This window comes from Streptomyces sp. NPDC090445 (assembly GCF_044769385.1).
In the GTDB taxonomy this organism is placed as follows: Bacteria; Actinomycetota; Actinomycetes; order Streptomycetales; family Streptomycetaceae; genus Streptomyces.
This window is the reverse complement of sequence record NZ_JBIVXV010000001.1, coordinates 966446-980506: the sequence shown is the minus strand read 5'-3', so window position 1 is coordinate 980506 and position 14061 is coordinate 966446. Positions and strand designations below refer to the sequence as shown.

The window sequence follows — 14061 nt, the reverse complement described above, 5'->3', positions numbered from 1 at the left end:
GAACGCGTTCAAAGCGTTCGACCGCGGCAGGGAGGGGAGTCCGCGGTGACGGTACTGGTGAACATGATCGTCACCCTGGGCATGCTCGGCATCGTCCCCGCCGGCCTGCTGCTGATCGACCCGGCCGGGCTGCGCAGGACGGCCCGGATCTGGCCGCTCGCCGCCACCCCCGGCGCCCTGTGCCTGTGGCTGCCGCGCGGCGCCCCCGCCGTGGCGCTCGCCGCACTGTACGCCGTGGCCGCACTGGCCCTCGCCGCCCGGGTGCCCGTACGGCTGCTGCGGGCCCGGGCCCTCGCACGTACCCGGCCCGGGAGAGCCCGCCCGCGCGGCGCGGCCGCCGCCGAGGCCGCCGTGCTCACCGCACTGGCCTCGCCCGCGGTCGCCGCGACCGCCCTGGTCGCCGAGCGCGGCGGGTACCGGCTGTTCGGCTTCGACCTGGACATCCTGGCCCTGACCGTGCCGCACTTCCATTACGCCGGGTTCACCGCCGCCCTGGTCGCCGGGCTGGTGTGCCGGGCCGCCGCGACCGGGCACCCCGGCCCGGAGGACCGGCAGCGCCGGGAGGACCGGGAGCGCCGGGAGGACCGGGAGCACCGGGAGGACCGGGAGGACCGGGAGCACCGGGAGCGCCAGGAGCTCAGGGCGCGCTGGGCGGCGTACAGCGTGCCCGGCGGGACCCTGCTGGTCCTCCTCGGCTACTTCGTGGACGACTGGGCGGAGCTGGCGGGCGCGGTGGTGCTGACCGCCGGGATGTGGCTGGTGGCGCTCGTGACCTGGCAGGAGATCCGGCCGGCGGCCGGCCCGGACCGCCGCACCCGGGGGCTGCTGACGGTCTCGGCGGCCGTCCTCGGGGCCACCATGGTGCTCGCCCTGTGGTGGGCGCTCGGCGAGGCCACCGGAATCCCGCACCCCACCCTGACCTGGATGGCCGCGACCCACGGCCTCGGCAACGCGCTCGGCTTCGCCCTGTGCTCGGTACTCGCCTGGCGCCGGCTCACCGCCGGCCCACGACCGGAGGTGACCACCCCGTGACCCGGATCATCAGCGCGGACAGGCCCGCGCTCAGCTACCCCGAGCGCGGCGCGACGGCCGGCGGCCGCCCGCCGGCTACCACCACCTGCACCACCGCACCCGGATCGGCCGCGGCCGGGCCGTCTTCGAGGCCGCCGGGACCGCCGTCACCACCCTGGCCGTCCACCGGGCCTCGGGCATGCGGGTCCGCTGCGGCGACGTCGCCGTCCGGCCCGGGAGCCGCGTGGACGTGGGGATCGGCTGGGGGCCGCTGCGGATCGACGTCCCGTGCGAGGTGGTCTGGACGGCGTACGGGCCCGCGCGCACCGGCTTCGCGTACGGCACCCTGCCCGGGCATCCGGAGCGCGGCGAGGAGGCCTTCCTCGTGCTCCGGGACCCCGACGGCACGGTGTGGTTCGAAGTGACCGCCTTCAGCCGTCCCGCCCGCTGGTACACCCGGCTGGCGGGCCCGCTGGTCCCCTTCCTCCAGCGGTGCTACGCCCGCCGGCTGGGCCGGATCCTGCGCCGGCTGGCCGCGGCGGCCTGATCGGCCCGATGGCCGGATACTGGAGTCGATGGACTGGTTCACGGCGCCCGGCTACTGGCTGGCCCGGCTGGTCTTCCAGCGGGCCCTGGCCGGCGTCTACCTCTTCGCCTTCCTCGGGGCCGCCCTGCAGTTCCGGGCCCTGATCGGGGCTAAGGGCATGCTGCCCGTGCCGCGGTACGTGCGGTACGTGCCGTTCCGGCGCGCCCCGAGCCTGTTCCAACTGCACTACTCCGACCGCTTCTTCGCCGGCTGTGCCTGGGCGGGGGCGGCGATCGCCGCCGCGCTCGCCGCGGGCGTCGGGGACATGGTGCCCCTGGGCGCGGCGATGGCGATGTGGGCCGTGCTGTGGCTGCTGTACCTGTCGATCGTGAACGTGGGGCAGACCTGGTACGCGTTCGGCTGGGAGTCGCTGCTGCTGGAGGTGGGGTTCCTCGCCGTCTTCCTCGGCAACGCCCGGGTCGGGCCGCCCGTGCTGGTGCTGTGGCTGCTGCGGTGGGTGGTCTTCCGCGTGGAGTTCGGCGCGGGGTTGATCAAGATGCGGGGGGACGCCTGCTGGCGCGAGCTCACCTGCCTGTACTACCACCACGAGACACAGCCGATGCCGGGGCCGCTGAGCTGGTTCTTCCACCGGCTGCCGGGGCCGCTGCACCGGGTGGAGTGCGCCGCGAACCATGTGACGCAACTGTTCGTGCCGGTGCTGCTGTTCACCCCGCAGCCGGTGGCCTCATACGCGGCGGGCGCCGTGATCGCGACGCAGCTGTGGCTGGTGCTGTCGGGGAACTTCGCCTGGCTGAACTGGCTGACGATCACGCTGGCCGTGTCGGCGGTCGACTTCACGGGGCTCGCGGGGCCGCCGCCGGCCGCCGCCTCGGCCGGGGCGCCGCTGTGGTTCGTGGTGCCGGTCTGCGCGGTGACGGTGCTGGTGCTGTGGCTGAGCCGGCATCCGGTGGCGAACATGGTCTCGCGCCGCCAGGTGATGAACCGCTCGTTCGACTCCCTGCACCTGGTCAACACCTACGGGGCGTTCGGCTCGGTGGGCCGGATCCGCGACGAGGTGGTGGTCGAGGGCACCGCGGACCGGGTGCCGCGGGAGGACGGCGACTGGCGGGAGTACGAGTTCAAGGGCAAGCCGGGCGACCTGCGGCGGGTCCCGCGCCAGTTCGCCCCGTACCACCTGCGCCTGGACTGGCTGATGTGGTTCGCGGCGCTCTCCCCCGGCTATGCGCACCCCTGGTTCGGGGAGCTCGTCGAGCGGCTGCTGGCCGGCGACCGGGACACGCTGCGGCTGATCCGCCGCAACCCGTTCCCGGACGCGCCGCCGCGCTACGTCCGGGCCCGCGTGTACCGGTACCGGTTCACGACCTGGCGGGAGCTGCGCGAGACGGGGGCGTGGTGGCACCGCCGGCCCGTCCGGGAGTACCTGCCGCCGACCCGTCTCGCGGTGGACTTCCGCGCCCGCGGTGCCGGGACCGGGTCAGAGGCCGAGTAGCGCGGCCTCCCGCTCGGGGTCGATGCCCTTGGCGGGGCGGTCCGAGCGGTGCGGGGGCGGCCCGTCGAGCGACTGCAGCCACGCCCAGGTGTCGGCGACGGTCTCCTCGACCGGGCAGCACTTCAGCCCCGCCGCCAGCGCCTTCGAGACGTCGCCGCCGACCATGAAGTCGTACAGCTCGCCCGGCGGCAGCCAGACGGGCAGTTCCGTCCAGGGCTCGATGCCCGCTGCCGCGATGGCCTCCGGGTCCGTCCAGCGGAGCTCGGCGCGTCCGCCGGTGACGGCCGCGCAGGCCTCCAGGAGGGTGCCCATGGTGGCGTGCCCGAGCGGGGAGACCGCGTTGTACGGGCCGCCGAGGCCGGCCCGGGCCGCGTCCAGGGTCCAGGTCGCGAGGTCGCGCACGTCGATGTACTGGAGGGCCAGGTCCCGCGGCCCGGGGGCGAGGGTGGGGCCGCCGCGGGCGGTCCGGTTCAGCCACCACGGGAGCCGGCCGACGTTCTCGTACGGGCCCACGATCAGGCCGGCGCGCACATGGAGGGCCCGGTCGCCGAAGGCCGCCTCGGCGGCGAGCTCGCCGCCGCGCTTGTCCTCGGCGTAGGCGGTGGCCTCCGCGTCGGGCGAGCCCTCGACCAGGGGGCCGTCCTCGGCCATGCCGACCGGGGCGGGGTAGGCGTACACGGAGCGGCTGGAGATGTACGTGTAGTGCCCGGCGCGGCCGGCGAGGAGGCGGGCGGTGTCGCGTACGGCGGTGGGGGCGCCGGACCAGGTGTCGACCACGAGGTCCCACTCCCCTGCCGCGGCGAGGGCGTCCAGTCCGCCGGGCGCGGTGCGGTCGCCGTGCACGGTGCGGACACCGGGCGGCGGCGCGTGGCGGCCCCGGTGGAAGACGGTGACCTCCCAGCCTCGCTGCAGGGCGTCGTCGGTGAGGGCTCGGCCTACGAACTCGGTCCCGCCCAGCATCAGCAGTTTCGTCATGCGCCCCAGCCTGCCCGGGGGCGGTGCGGCGGGGAAGCGGTGATCGCCGTCAGCGATGACGCTCACGGCGTACACGAAACGGGAACTGCTCGCGGCGCTCGCGGTACGGGCGGGGCTCGCGGGGCCCGGGTACGGGTGGGCCCGGGCAGTGCCGCGCCCCCGGCGCCGGTCGGCTCGGGGGCGTGCGGGCAGGCCGGGAGCGGCCGGCCGGTCAGTCGATACCGGGCAGGATGTGGGACTCCGCCAGGTCCTCCTCGTAGCCGGCGAGCCGGATCGGCGCGGAGCGCGCCCAGACTTCCAGGCTGCCGAGCTCGTCGGAGTGGGGGCGGACGCGCCAGCCCGTGCGCTCCGGCAGTTCGTCGGACTTCACCTTCGTGTCTGTCACCGCGCGCTCCTCGTGTCGCTCGAACCGGCGGCCGCAGCACGCCGGGCAAATAGGGGGATGAAGGGTTTCCGGACGCGGTGGCGTCATGGTGGAGCCGGCCCGGTGGGGCCGTTCTGCTGCCCATCAGATTACACATTTGAGCGCGCCTGCGCTCTATAGATTGGTCAAATCCACCCTGACGGACCGAATTTCCGATGTGTTCAGGAGGCCGTTCCGTGCCGTTGTCCGGAGGTACACCACAAAAACGGACACGCTCCGGCCCCTCGGAAGAGGGACCGGAGCGTGTCCGGAACGGTGCGGGTGCGGGCCCGCCTGCCGGCCTGCCCGCCTACCGGCCTGCCCGCCTGCCCGCCTGCTGGCCTGTCGGCCTGTCGGCCTACCAGTTGGCCTGCGCGTAGTCCTTGAGGAAGACGCTGTGCAGGTCCTCGCCGGCCTCGCCGCGGACGATCGGGTCGTAGACCCGGGCCGCGCCGTCGACCAGGTCGAGCGGGGCGTGGAAGCCCTCCTCGGCCAGGCGCAGCTTGTCGAAGTGCGGGCGCTCGTCGGTGATCCAACCGGTGTCGACCGAGGTCATGAGGATGCGGTCGGACTCGAACATCTCCTGGCCGCTGGTCCGCGTCACCATGTTCATCGCGGCCTTGGCGGCATTGGTGTTCGGGTGCCCCGCGCCCTTGTAGCCGCGGCTGAACACGCCCTCCATCGCCGAGACGTTGACGACGTACGCACGCCCGCTGGAGGCCCTGCGGGCGGCCTCGGCCATCGCCGGCCGGAGCTTGCTGATCAGGATGAACGGCGACGTGTAGTTGCAGAGCTGGGTTTCGAGCAGCTCCACCGGGGAGATCTGGTCGATCGTCTGCACCCAGGTGTTGGACTCGACGACGTCCGGCAGCAGGCCGCCCGCGTCGATGGCGGTGCCGTCGAGGTGCCGTTCGATGCTGGCGTTGCCCGCGACCAGGGCGAGGTCGGCGACCTTCTGCGCCTCGATCCCGCTCACGCCGACGGGCAGCGCGGCCAGGCCGTCGACCGCGCCGGAGTTGAAGGCGCCGATGACGTGGTGGGCGGGGAGCTCGCCGGCCGGCAGCGGGGCGCCCTCCCCCTCGACCAGCGCGGCGTACGCGGTGGGCAGGCGGCGCACGGTCTGCGTCGCGTTGTTGATGAGGATGTCCAGCGGACCGGCCTCGGACACCTGGTCGGCGAGCGCCACGGCCTGGGCCGGGTCGCGCAGGTCGATGCCGACGACCTCCAGGCGGTGCATCCAGTCCGCCGAGTCCTCCATCGCCTTGAAGCGGCGGATGGCGTCCTTGGGGAAGCGGGTGGTGATCGTGGTGTGGGCGCCGTCGCGCAGCAGCCGCAGCGCGATGTACATGCCGATCTTGGCCCGGCCGCCGGTGAGCAGCGCGCGCTTGCCGGCCAGGTCGGCGCGGGCCTCGCGCTTGGTGCGGTTCTCGGTGGCGCAGTCCGGGCAGAGCTGGTGGTAGAAGTAGTCGACCTCGACGTACCGCGTCTTGCAGACGTAGCAGGAGCGCGGGCGCTGGAGTATCCCGGCGATCCGGCCGGCCTCCGTGACCGAGGAGGGCAGGATGCCCTCGGTCTCGTCGTCGATGCGCTGCGCGGACCCGGTGGCGGTGGCCTCGGTGACGGCCTTGTCGTTGGCGGTCTTGGCGGCGCGGCGCTCCTGGCGGCGGCGCTGCTTGACCGTGCGGTAGACGCCGGCGGTGGCCCGGCGTACGGCGACGGCGTCGGGGTGGTCGATCTCGAGCCGGTCGAGCTCTTCCAGCACGCCAAGGCAGACGGCCATGCGCTCGGGGTCGATGCCCGGCCCGTATTCCTGGTTCTCTTCGGTCTCGGTCACCGTCATGGCCGCTGCCGTTCCTTGATCACTCGTCCGCGTCCGCCTGCTGCGGAAGTCCCCAAAGCGGCAACTGTACGGATCCGACACGCCCGGAAACAAACCCGTCGGGCCTGCTCTCACGCACCGCGAGCGGGCGGTCACGGAGGGCGCGGAACGGGACGCCGTGCGGGGCACCCGGCGCGGCGTACTCCGCCGGGAGTGCGCGGGCGGCCGCGTACTGCTTTCGGACTACGCCCGGGGTGGGATCGGCGCCCTCCCGCAGAGGGAGGAAATGGCCGGTCGGGTGGGGCATTGTGGAATTCATGAGTGCCCTGGTGCTGTCGGTTCTGCTCTGTCTGGTGTCGGCGATCGCGTACGCGGGTGGCGCGATCGTCCAGGAGCAGGTGGCGGAGAGCACCCCGGACCGGCGGCCGTACGCCGCACTGCGCCGGCCCGTGTGGTGGGCTGCGGTCGCACTGAACTGCCTCGGCGCCCTGCTGCACGTGGTGGCCCTCGCGTACGGGCCGCTCAGCCTGGTGCAGCCGCTCGGCGCGCTCACCATCGTCTTCGCGCTGCCCATGGCCGCCGTCTTCGTGCGCCGCCGGGCCGGCGCGGCCGCCTGGCGCGGCGCGGTCCTCACGACCGTGGGCCTGGCCGGGCTGCTCGCCCTGACCGGCGGGGACGGGGGCCGGCTGCCGGCGGGCGCGGAGCGGAGCCTGCTGCTGGCGGTGACCGCGGCCGCGGTGGCCGTGCTGTTCCTGGCGGCGCACCGGATGCGGCGGGCCGTGCTGCGCAGTGTGCTGCTGGCGGCGGCGGCCGGTACGTCCTTCGGCATGGCCTCGGTGTTCACCAAGTCGGTGGCCGAGGGGGTCACCGCGGGGGCGGCGGTGCCGGCGGGGCCCGCGGGGCCGGTGTGGCCGGAGCTTGCGGCGATCGCGGTGCTCGCGTCGGGCGGGCTGCTGCTGTCCCAGGCGGCCTACCGGGGGGCGGGGCTGACCGCGCCGCTGGCCACGGTGACGGTGGTCAACCCGGTGGTCGCGGCGGCGGTCGGCATCACGCTGTTCGGCGAGGGCTTCCGGTACGGGACGGCGGGCGGGGCGGTGGCCCTGGCGAGCGCCGCGCTGGCGGCGGCAGGCCTGGTGGTGCTCACGGCCGTGCCGCCGCACGTGCGGGGGTCAGATGCCCACCCCGTGGGAGCGGAGGTACTTCAGCGGGTCGACGTCGGAGCCGTAGCCGGGGGTGCTGCGGATCTCGAAGTGCAGGTGCGGTCCGGAGGAGTTCCCCGTGGATCCGGAGCGGCCGATCCGCTGGCCGCCGGAGACCTGCTGCCCGTCCTTGACCCCGAGCGCCGACAGGTGGGCGTACTGGGAGTACCGGCCGTCGGCGTGCCGGATGACGACCTGGTAGCCGTACGCACCAGCCCAGCCGGCGGAGACGACGTGGCCGGGGCCGACCGCCTTGACGGCGGTGCCGGTGGCGACGGGGAAGTCAACGCCCGTGTGGTAGCCGCTGGACCACGCGGAGCCGGCCTTGCGGTAGGCGGTGCCGATGGCGGCGTCGACGGGGGCGGTGAAGCCGCTCGCGGCCGGCTGCTGCAGCGGCGCTGAGGCGGGCTTCTCGGCGGGCTTCTCGGCGGGCTTGGGCTTGGGCTTGGCGGCCGGCTGGGCGCCCTGGCCGCCGGCGGGCTTCCGGTCCTGCTGCTCGGCCGGCTTGTCCGCGGGCTTCTCGGCGGCCTTCTCGGCGGCCTTCTCCGCAGGCTTCTCCGCGGGCTTGTCCGCCGGCCGCTCCCCGGTCCTCTGCTCCGCCGGCTCCACGGGCGGGACCGGCTCGGCCGTGCGGGGCGGCTTCTCCGGGTTCTGGGCGGGCGGGGCGGCGGTGATGCGCAGGGTGAGCCGCTGCCCGGGGAAGATCAGGTTCGGGTTGCTGCCGACGGTGGCCCGGTTGGTCTCGTACAGCGCCTGCCAGCCGCCCTCGACGTGCCGGCTCGTGGCGATCGACGAGAGCGAGTCGCCGGGCGCGACCACGTACGGGTTCGGCAGGACCGAGGTGCCGGTCGGCCGGGGCTCGGTGGCCGGCCGGTCGCCCGCCGGGGCCTGCGGCGCCCGGACGGTGACGACCTGGTTCTGGGGCTTGAGGTCGGGTGCCGGGCCGCCGCGGCCGAGCCCGGCGTGCTGGCCGCAGGCCGGCCAGGCCTGCGGGCCCTGGCTCTTCAGGACCTTCTCCGCGACCGCGATCTGCTGTTCCTTGGTGGCCTGGTCGGCGCGGGGGGCGTACACCGTGCCGCCGAACGCGCTCCACGTGCTCTGGCTGAACTGGAGTCCGCCGTAATAGCCGTTGCCGGTGTTGATGTGCCAGTCGTTGGTGGACTCGCAGTCCGCGACCTTGTTCCAGGTGTCCACCGACGCAGCCTGCGCGGTTCCCGTCCCGGCTCCGACGAGAGGGAGCGCGAGACCGGCTCCGCCGGCGGTGACGGCGAGCGACGCGCGGTTGATACTGCTCGGCTGGTACCGGCGGTGCCGACCCCGTACCCCCATGGAAGCCCCCATCCAAGACATCAGGAATCCCACAACTTAACGTCACACCCAAGCCGTGACAAGGGGCGCAACCGGGCGCACGGTCGGGCGAGTTGACGTTGTTTTGTGAGCAGAAAGATCCACGGGGGTCCGCGCCGGGGTAGCGTCGAAGGCCCCGCCCGTCGAAGCACTCAGGAGCGCACGCATGAGCAGCACGGCCCAGATCGGTGTCACCGGACTTGCGGTGATGGGCAGCAACCTCGCCAGGAACTTCGCCCGCAACGGGTTCACCGTCGCCGTCCACAACCGCACGTCCGCCAAGACCGAGGTGCTGGTGGAGGAGTTCGGGCACGAAGGGTCCTTCGTCGCCGCCGGATCGGCGAAGGAGTTCGTCGACGCACTGGAGCGGCCGCGCCGCCTGATCATCATGGTGAAGGCCGGGGAGCCGACCGATGCCGTGATCCGCGAGTTCGCCCCGCTGCTCGAACCGGGCGACGTCATCATCGACGGCGGCAACGCGCACTTCGAGGACACCCGCCGCCGCGAGCGCGAACTGCGGGAGCAGGGCATCCACTTCGTGGGCGTGGGCATCTCGGGCGGCGAGGAGGGCGCACTGCTCGGGCCGAGCATCATGCCCGGCGGCTCCGAGGAGTCCTACGCCTCCTTCGGCCCGCTGCTGGAGAAGATCGCCGCGAAGGCCGCCGACGGCACGCCGTGCACCTCGCACATGGGCCCCGACGGCGCCGGGCACTTCGTGAAGATGGTGCACAACGGCATCGAGTACGCCGACATGCAGCTCATCGCCGAGGCCTACCACCTGCTGCGCGAGGTCGCCGGCTACTCCCCCGCGCGGATCGCGGAGACCTTCCGGACCTGGAACCGGGGCCGGCTCGACTCGTACCTGATCGAGATCACGGCGGAGGTGCTCGCGCACACGGACGCCGCGACCGGGCGCCCGTACGTCGACATCGTCGCGGACGCGGCGGAGCAGAAGGGCACCGGCCGCTGGACCGTGCAGATCGCCCTGGACCTGGGCGTGCCGGTGTCGGGGATCGCCGAGGCGGTCTTCGCCCGCGCGGTCTCGGGCCACGCGGAGCTGCGCACGGCCGCCCGGGGGCTCGCGGGCCCGTCGGCGGCGGCGCTGCCGGCCGCGGAGGCGGACGCGTTCGCCGCCCGGGTGGAGCAGGCGCTGTACGCGTCGAAGATCGTCTCCTACACGCAGGGCTTCCACCAGATCCAGGCGGGCAGCCAGGAGTACGGCTGGGACATCGACCTCGGCGCGGTGGCCTCGCTGTGGCGGGGCGGCTGCATCATCCGCGCCGCGTTCCTGGACCGCATCCGGGCGGCGTACGACGCGCAGCCCGGCCTGCCGAGCCTCCTGGCGGACGCGGGCTTCGCGGCGGAGATCGGCGCGGCCCAGGACGACTGGCGGACCGTGGTGACGGCGGCGGTGGGCCACGGCATCCCGGTGCCCGCCTTCGCGGCCTCGCTCGCCTACTACGACGCGCTGCGCGCGGAGCGGCTCCCGGCGGCGCTCACCCAGGGGCAGCGGGACTTCTTCGGGGCGCACACCTACCGGCGCACGGACCGTGAGGGATCGTTCCACACCCTCTGGAGCGGTGACCGCTCGGAGACCCGCACGGCCTGACCCGGCCGCAGGACGGTGCCGTCGTTGGCGGCGGCCGGGCCGCCGCCGCCGACAGCGGGTTTCAGCCCAGCAGGCTTCGGCCCAGCAGGCTTCGGCCCAGCGGGCTTCAGCTCAGCGGGCCGGGCTGCGGGACGGGCGCGGGCCCGGGCGGCGCGGGCACCGGATCCGGCTCGGGGAAGGGACCGGGCACGGGCGGAACCGGCCGCGGGATGGGCTCCGGGTCCGGAAACGGGTTCGGGCCGGGGGTGGGCGGCGGCTCGGGCACGGGCGGCTGCGTGCCCTCGGCGCGCACGCCTCGCACGCTTCGCACTTCTTGCACCATAAGCCCCACCTTCCCCGGATCCGGCCGGGTACGCCTCCGGGACCCGGATCAGCGGCCGGAGGCCGGTACCGCCTCGATGCCGGCCGGCGGCGGTGCCGCGGAAGGCCACGACCCTGCCGTCGGCGTCGCCGTCGGTGTCGCCCGGAACGGCCACCGTGTACGCATGCCAGTCACCCTCGCCGGCCAGGACGGGCGGGCCGACGGCGTCGAGCAGCGGCACGGCGCCGCTGCCGTGGTGCGCCCAGAGCCCGGTCCGGCAGCTCCGGCACCACGAGGTGGCGCAGCGCGGCCCCGGGGTGGTCCCGGTCCCGCAGCGCGTCGAAGACAGGGACACGCGGACCGGCGAGGTGTGCAGCAGGGTCAGGTCAGGCCCGTCACCACAGGTCGGGGCTGGCGTCCAGCTGCGCCCGGGCCGCGGCGACCGCCTCGGCGGGGGCCGCGGGCGCCTGGTCGGGGTGCCGGGCGGCCCAGCTCGCGGCGTAGGGGCAGAGCGGGACCACGGGGACCCCTTCGGCGGCGGCGATCCCGTAGAAGGCCTGGACCAGGTCGCCGGCGATCCCCCGCCCCTCGTGGCCGGGCTCGACGATGGTGTGCACGGCCACGAGCGCGCCGGGCTCCCGGTCGAGCACGAAGTACGCGATGAGGCCGACGGCCTCGCCGTTCTCCAGGGCGAGCAGCCGTCCGGCGTCCCGCTGGTCCTTGAACTCGATCGATCCGGCCTGCGTCATGGTCCCCGACTCCTCTCAGACAGCCACCGCGTGGGGGCTGCGCTCCTGGTCCGTGCCCGGCACCGGCGCGGAGGGGTCCGCGCCCAGCTCCACAATGCGGTTCTGCGCGTCCACGTGCACGACGCGCGGCGTGAACTCCCTGGCCTCGGCGTCGTCGACCTGCGCGTAGCTGATGAGGATGACCAGGTCGCCCGGGTGCACGAGGTGCGCGGCGGCTCCGTTGATCCCGATGACCCCGGACCCCCGCTCGCCCTCGATGACGTACGTCTCCAGCCTCGCCCCATTGGTGATGTCGACGATGTGGACGAGCTCCCCGGGCAGCAGATCGGCGGCGTCGAGCAGATCGGCGTCGACGGTCACGGACCCGACATAGTGCAGATCGGCCTGCGTGACGGTAGCCCGGTGGATCTTGGACTTGAACATGGTACGCAGCATGTTGAACTCCTGGAAGACGGCTCCCTGCCTGCTTTCTGCAGGTCAAGGGCGGTCTCGACTCTACACCGACACCTCCGTCCGATGTTTGTGAGGAACATCGCTCCCCTCCGACGAGAAGGCTCCTGGCCTGCACTTCCGCGCCAGGAAGGCTGTTGCGACGCCGCCGACCAGGCATCCAATCGATCAGCCGCTCAGGAACGCTTGGGGACTGTTGCTGAGCAGATGCTGACTTACTTGACGGTCCATCAGGGGCATGGGGGCGCAGGACGACTCGCTCCTCATAGACCACCTCGGACTTCCTCACCGTGATCAAGTAGCCGGTCGTCGCGAGGGCGGGGCGCCCCCTCCGCATCCGGGCCAGCTGCCGTGCTGCCAGGACTCGCTTCCGCCTGCGGCGATCTCGGCGCCTTTGCGGGTGCCGGCCAGGCGATGCGACCGGCTCCAGCCCGAACTCCGCGAGCCACACTGTCCCCTCGGCACCTCGGTTGCGTGGAATTCGCCCGACCTGGGGGTTGGTCGCCCCCTTGGCACCCAGGAACGAGGCCAGCAGGAGGCACGCACACGAAGGCGGCACAGCATCCGCGGCGTGAGACCCACCCACAGCACGCTCAGGTCGTCTCGGCGTCGACTTCGTCGTCACCCTCGATGCCGCCGCCGCGGAGGGCCAGGTCCTCTACAGCCCGAAGGCTGTGGGCCGGCGGAATGCACTGTGACCGCAACCGGGGTGAGAGCACCCCGATCTCTGCGAGCCGTCGGCGCACTCCCGGCCCGGCGCGGCGAGCAGCCGCGCGAGGTGGTCCGAACCCTCATGTCGGCTTCGGACACGAGAAGTTCTGTTGCCTCGGAGCGGCACTGGCCCAGGTGGAACTGATGCGGGTGGGCAGACCGCCGTCGTTCAGCCCGCGGCAAGGGACGCCTCAGCAGGGCAGAGGCGCCTGCCCTGGGCTGTTGCCCGGGCAGGCGCCTCCGGTCGTCCCTGGCACGGACAGTGGAAGGCCACCTCAGCGGTCCACGACCGCGCCGCGGGACGTCAGATCCGCTTGAAGGCCCACTTCTGCCACTCATGCTTCAGGCACCCGCGCGTGTACACCACGTTCGGACTCTCACTCTTGACGTCCAGGCACAGCTTGGTCGCCCAGTTCTTCACGAAGCCCTCCGAGTAGTGGGTCCATTTCTGGTTCCAGCTGCCGTTGCAGGGTTCGGTGGTCACCCGGCCGGTGTCGGAGCCGGTGAGGCACCAGTGGACGCCCGGCTCGTTCGTCTCCCTGACAACACTGCGGATGCTGTCGCCGCTTCCCTGCACCCATACGGCGTGCTCGGCCGTGCAGAGGTCGACTTCGGGGATGACCTGGGCTTGGACCTGACCCAATCCCACACTGGCCGAGACACAGCCCTTGGTCTGGTAGTTCTGGATCCTGAACTTCACGCCCTCGGGAAACTCCGCGGCAGCGGCGGGCGTGGACACCCCCGCCAGCAGGGCGGTGGTGGCCGCCGCTCCCATCAGTACGCGCCTGACCTGCGTAGTGTTGATCATCTCTGTCGATCTCCTTGGTGGGGTTGAGAAACTTCTGGTGGAACGGTGGTTGCCGCCCGGCTACGACTCCTGGCGGCGACTCCTGCGGCGCGTCAGCCGCCGACCGGGCAGTCACCCGGCCTCGGAACGATGTCCCAGGTCTGCTTCGCCCTCAGCTCGCCCGAGGAGAACCGCATGCTGACCTTCTTGTCGTTCCAGAAGGTCAGCACCGTCGTCGGGCCGGCGCTCGCCAAGTGGCCGGTGCGGCAGTCGAAGACCCACCTCTGACCGCTGTCGGAGCGGTCGCAGGGCGAGGTGAACACCTTCTCCGAGGGCTGCGCTCCGGCGTCCAGGCACTCCCCCGAGGCCCAGTTCTTGGCCATGAAGTAGCCGTGCTCGTTCCAGGGGATGATGCGCCAGTTGCCCCGGAGGTTGTCGGTGTCGCACCGGTTGATCACGAGGGGATCGGTGGACCGCTCAAACGCGGTGAGGCATTCGTTCAGGTCGTTGCCGGCCCTGATCCGCACCTTGTCCGCGACCCAGGGTTCGGCCGATGCGGCGCCGGTCTGGGTCCCCGCCAGCAGTGCGGCGGCCAGACCGACCATGGCGGCACGCGCCGCCGTCCTGCTCTTCGTACCGTTCATGTGATGCCTCCAGCGGGCGT

Annotated in this window: 11 protein-coding genes and 3 pseudogenes; 5 read left to right on the top strand and 9 right to left on the bottom strand. The window is 73.2% G+C overall.

The window, feature by feature from the left end:
* Positions 1-45 precede the first annotated feature (45 nt).
* From ACIQUT_RS04380 to ACIQUT_RS04370, 3 genes and pseudogenes are all read left to right on the top strand, one after another.
* Positions 46-1032 (top strand): YndJ family protein, encoded by a 987-nt coding sequence (locus tag ACIQUT_RS04380; RefSeq protein ID WP_403559074.1) that lies wholly within the window; start codon positions 46-48, stop codon positions 1030-1032.
* Positions 1029-1558: pseudogene (locus ACIQUT_RS04375) on the top strand (DUF1990 family protein). Before ACIQUT_RS04380 ends, ACIQUT_RS04375 begins: the two are co-directional and overlap by 4 nt.
* Before the next feature lie 28 nt (positions 1559-1586).
* Positions 1587-3047 (top strand): lipase maturation factor family protein, encoded by a 1461-nt coding sequence (locus ACIQUT_RS04370; RefSeq protein ID WP_403559072.1) that lies wholly within the window; start codon positions 1587-1589, stop codon positions 3045-3047.
* On the opposite strand, the gene ACIQUT_RS04365 is transcribed toward ACIQUT_RS04370, so the two are convergent.
* The 3 genes from ACIQUT_RS04365 to ACIQUT_RS04355 all read right to left on the bottom strand — a co-directional run bounded on the left by ACIQUT_RS04365 (position 3033) and on the right by ACIQUT_RS04355 (position 6265).
* Positions 3033-4022 (bottom strand): NAD-dependent epimerase/dehydratase family protein, encoded by a 990-nt coding sequence (locus tag ACIQUT_RS04365; protein WP_403559069.1) that lies wholly within the window; start codon positions 4020-4022, stop codon positions 3033-3035. The genes ACIQUT_RS04370 and ACIQUT_RS04365 overlap by 15 nt on opposite strands.
* Before the next feature lie 211 nt (positions 4023-4233).
* Positions 4234-4407, bottom strand: a complete 174-nt coding sequence (locus ACIQUT_RS04360; RefSeq protein WP_403559066.1) for a hypothetical protein — start codon at positions 4405-4407, stop codon at positions 4234-4236.
* A gap of 376 nt (positions 4408-4783) precedes the next feature.
* Entirely contained in the window at positions 4784-6265 is a 1482-nt protein-coding gene (locus ACIQUT_RS04355; RefSeq protein ID WP_403559063.1) for an SDR family NAD(P)-dependent oxidoreductase, read from the bottom strand.
* Between the two features lie 296 nt (positions 6266-6561).
* On the opposite strand from ACIQUT_RS04355, the pseudogene ACIQUT_RS04350 reads away from it, so the two are divergent.
* Positions 6562-7311 (top strand): annotated as a pseudogene (locus ACIQUT_RS04350) (DMT family transporter); the annotation flags it as partial.
* A gap of 102 nt (positions 7312-7413) precedes the next feature.
* Here ACIQUT_RS04350 and ACIQUT_RS04345 read toward each other — a convergent pair.
* The gene (locus ACIQUT_RS04345) at positions 7414-8772 is read right to left on the bottom strand and encodes a transglycosylase family protein (protein ID WP_403559060.1); all 1359 of its coding nucleotides are present in this window, start codon (positions 8770-8772) and stop codon (positions 7414-7416) included.
* A 184-nt stretch (positions 8773-8956) separates the two neighbouring features.
* On the opposite strand from ACIQUT_RS04345, the gene gndA reads away from it, so the two are divergent.
* The gene (gene gndA, locus ACIQUT_RS04340) at positions 8957-10399 is read left to right on the top strand and encodes an NADP-dependent phosphogluconate dehydrogenase (RefSeq protein ID WP_403559057.1); all 1443 of its coding nucleotides are present in this window, start codon (positions 8957-8959) and stop codon (positions 10397-10399) included.
* A gap of 567 nt (positions 10400-10966) precedes the next feature.
* Here the strand turns inward: gndA and ACIQUT_RS04335 are convergent.
* The 5 genes and pseudogenes from ACIQUT_RS04335 to ACIQUT_RS04315 all read right to left on the bottom strand — a co-directional run.
* Positions 10967-11085 (bottom strand): annotated as a pseudogene (locus tag ACIQUT_RS04335) (arylsulfatase); the annotation flags it as partial.
* Positions 11086-11095: 10 nt separating this feature from the next.
* On the bottom strand, positions 11096-11449 hold the full coding sequence (locus tag ACIQUT_RS04330; RefSeq protein WP_403559054.1) for a GNAT family N-acetyltransferase: 354 nt from the start codon (positions 11447-11449) through the stop codon (positions 11096-11098).
* A 15-nt stretch (positions 11450-11464) separates the two neighbouring features.
* Positions 11465-11884 carry an aspartate 1-decarboxylase gene (gene panD / locus ACIQUT_RS04325; protein WP_360637938.1) on the bottom strand — a complete coding sequence of 140 codons (420 nt, stop codon included), beginning with the start codon at positions 11882-11884 and terminating at the stop codon, positions 11465-11467.
* 1030 nt (positions 11885-12914) lie between these two features.
* Positions 12915-13418, bottom strand: a complete 504-nt coding sequence (locus tag ACIQUT_RS04320) for a ricin-type beta-trefoil lectin domain protein (protein ID WP_403559050.1) — start codon at positions 13416-13418, stop codon at positions 12915-12917.
* Between the two features lie 92 nt (positions 13419-13510).
* On the bottom strand, positions 13511-14041 hold the full coding sequence (locus ACIQUT_RS04315) for a hypothetical protein (protein ID WP_403559047.1): 531 nt from the start codon (positions 14039-14041) through the stop codon (positions 13511-13513).
* Positions 14042-14061 lie beyond the last annotated feature (20 nt).

What these genes read in the sequence shown, in the direction of transcription:
- ACIQUT_RS04355 (WP_403559063.1), bottom strand. Translation starts at nt 6,265, where the DNA reads ATGACGGTGACCGAGACCGAAGAGAACCAGGAATACGGGCCGGGCATC.
- ACIQUT_RS04365 (WP_403559069.1), bottom strand. Translation starts at nt 4,022, where the DNA reads ATGACGAAACTGCTGATGCTGGGCGGGACCGAGTTCGTAGGCCGAGCC.
- ACIQUT_RS04315 (WP_403559047.1), bottom strand. Translation starts at nt 14,041, where the DNA reads ATGAACGGTACGAAGAGCAGGACGGCGGCGCGTGCCGCCATGGTCGGT.
- ACIQUT_RS04320 (WP_403559050.1), bottom strand. Translation starts at nt 13,418, where the DNA reads ATGATCAACACTACGCAGGTCAGGCGCGTACTGATGGGAGCGGCGGCC.
- panD (WP_360637938.1), bottom strand. Translation starts at nt 11,884, where the DNA reads ATGCTGCGTACCATGTTCAAGTCCAAGATCCACCGGGCTACCGTCACG.
- ACIQUT_RS04330 (WP_403559054.1), bottom strand. Translation starts at nt 11,449, where the DNA reads ATGACGCAGGCCGGATCGATCGAGTTCAAGGACCAGCGGGACGCCGGA.
- gndA (WP_403559057.1), top strand. Translation starts at nt 8,957, where the DNA reads ATGAGCAGCACGGCCCAGATCGGTGTCACCGGACTTGCGGTGATGGGC.
- ACIQUT_RS04370 (WP_403559072.1), top strand. Translation starts at nt 1,587, where the DNA reads ATGGACTGGTTCACGGCGCCCGGCTACTGGCTGGCCCGGCTGGTCTTC.
- ACIQUT_RS04345 (WP_403559060.1), bottom strand. Translation starts at nt 8,772, where the DNA reads ATGGGGGTACGGGGTCGGCACCGCCGGTACCAGCCGAGCAGTATCAAC.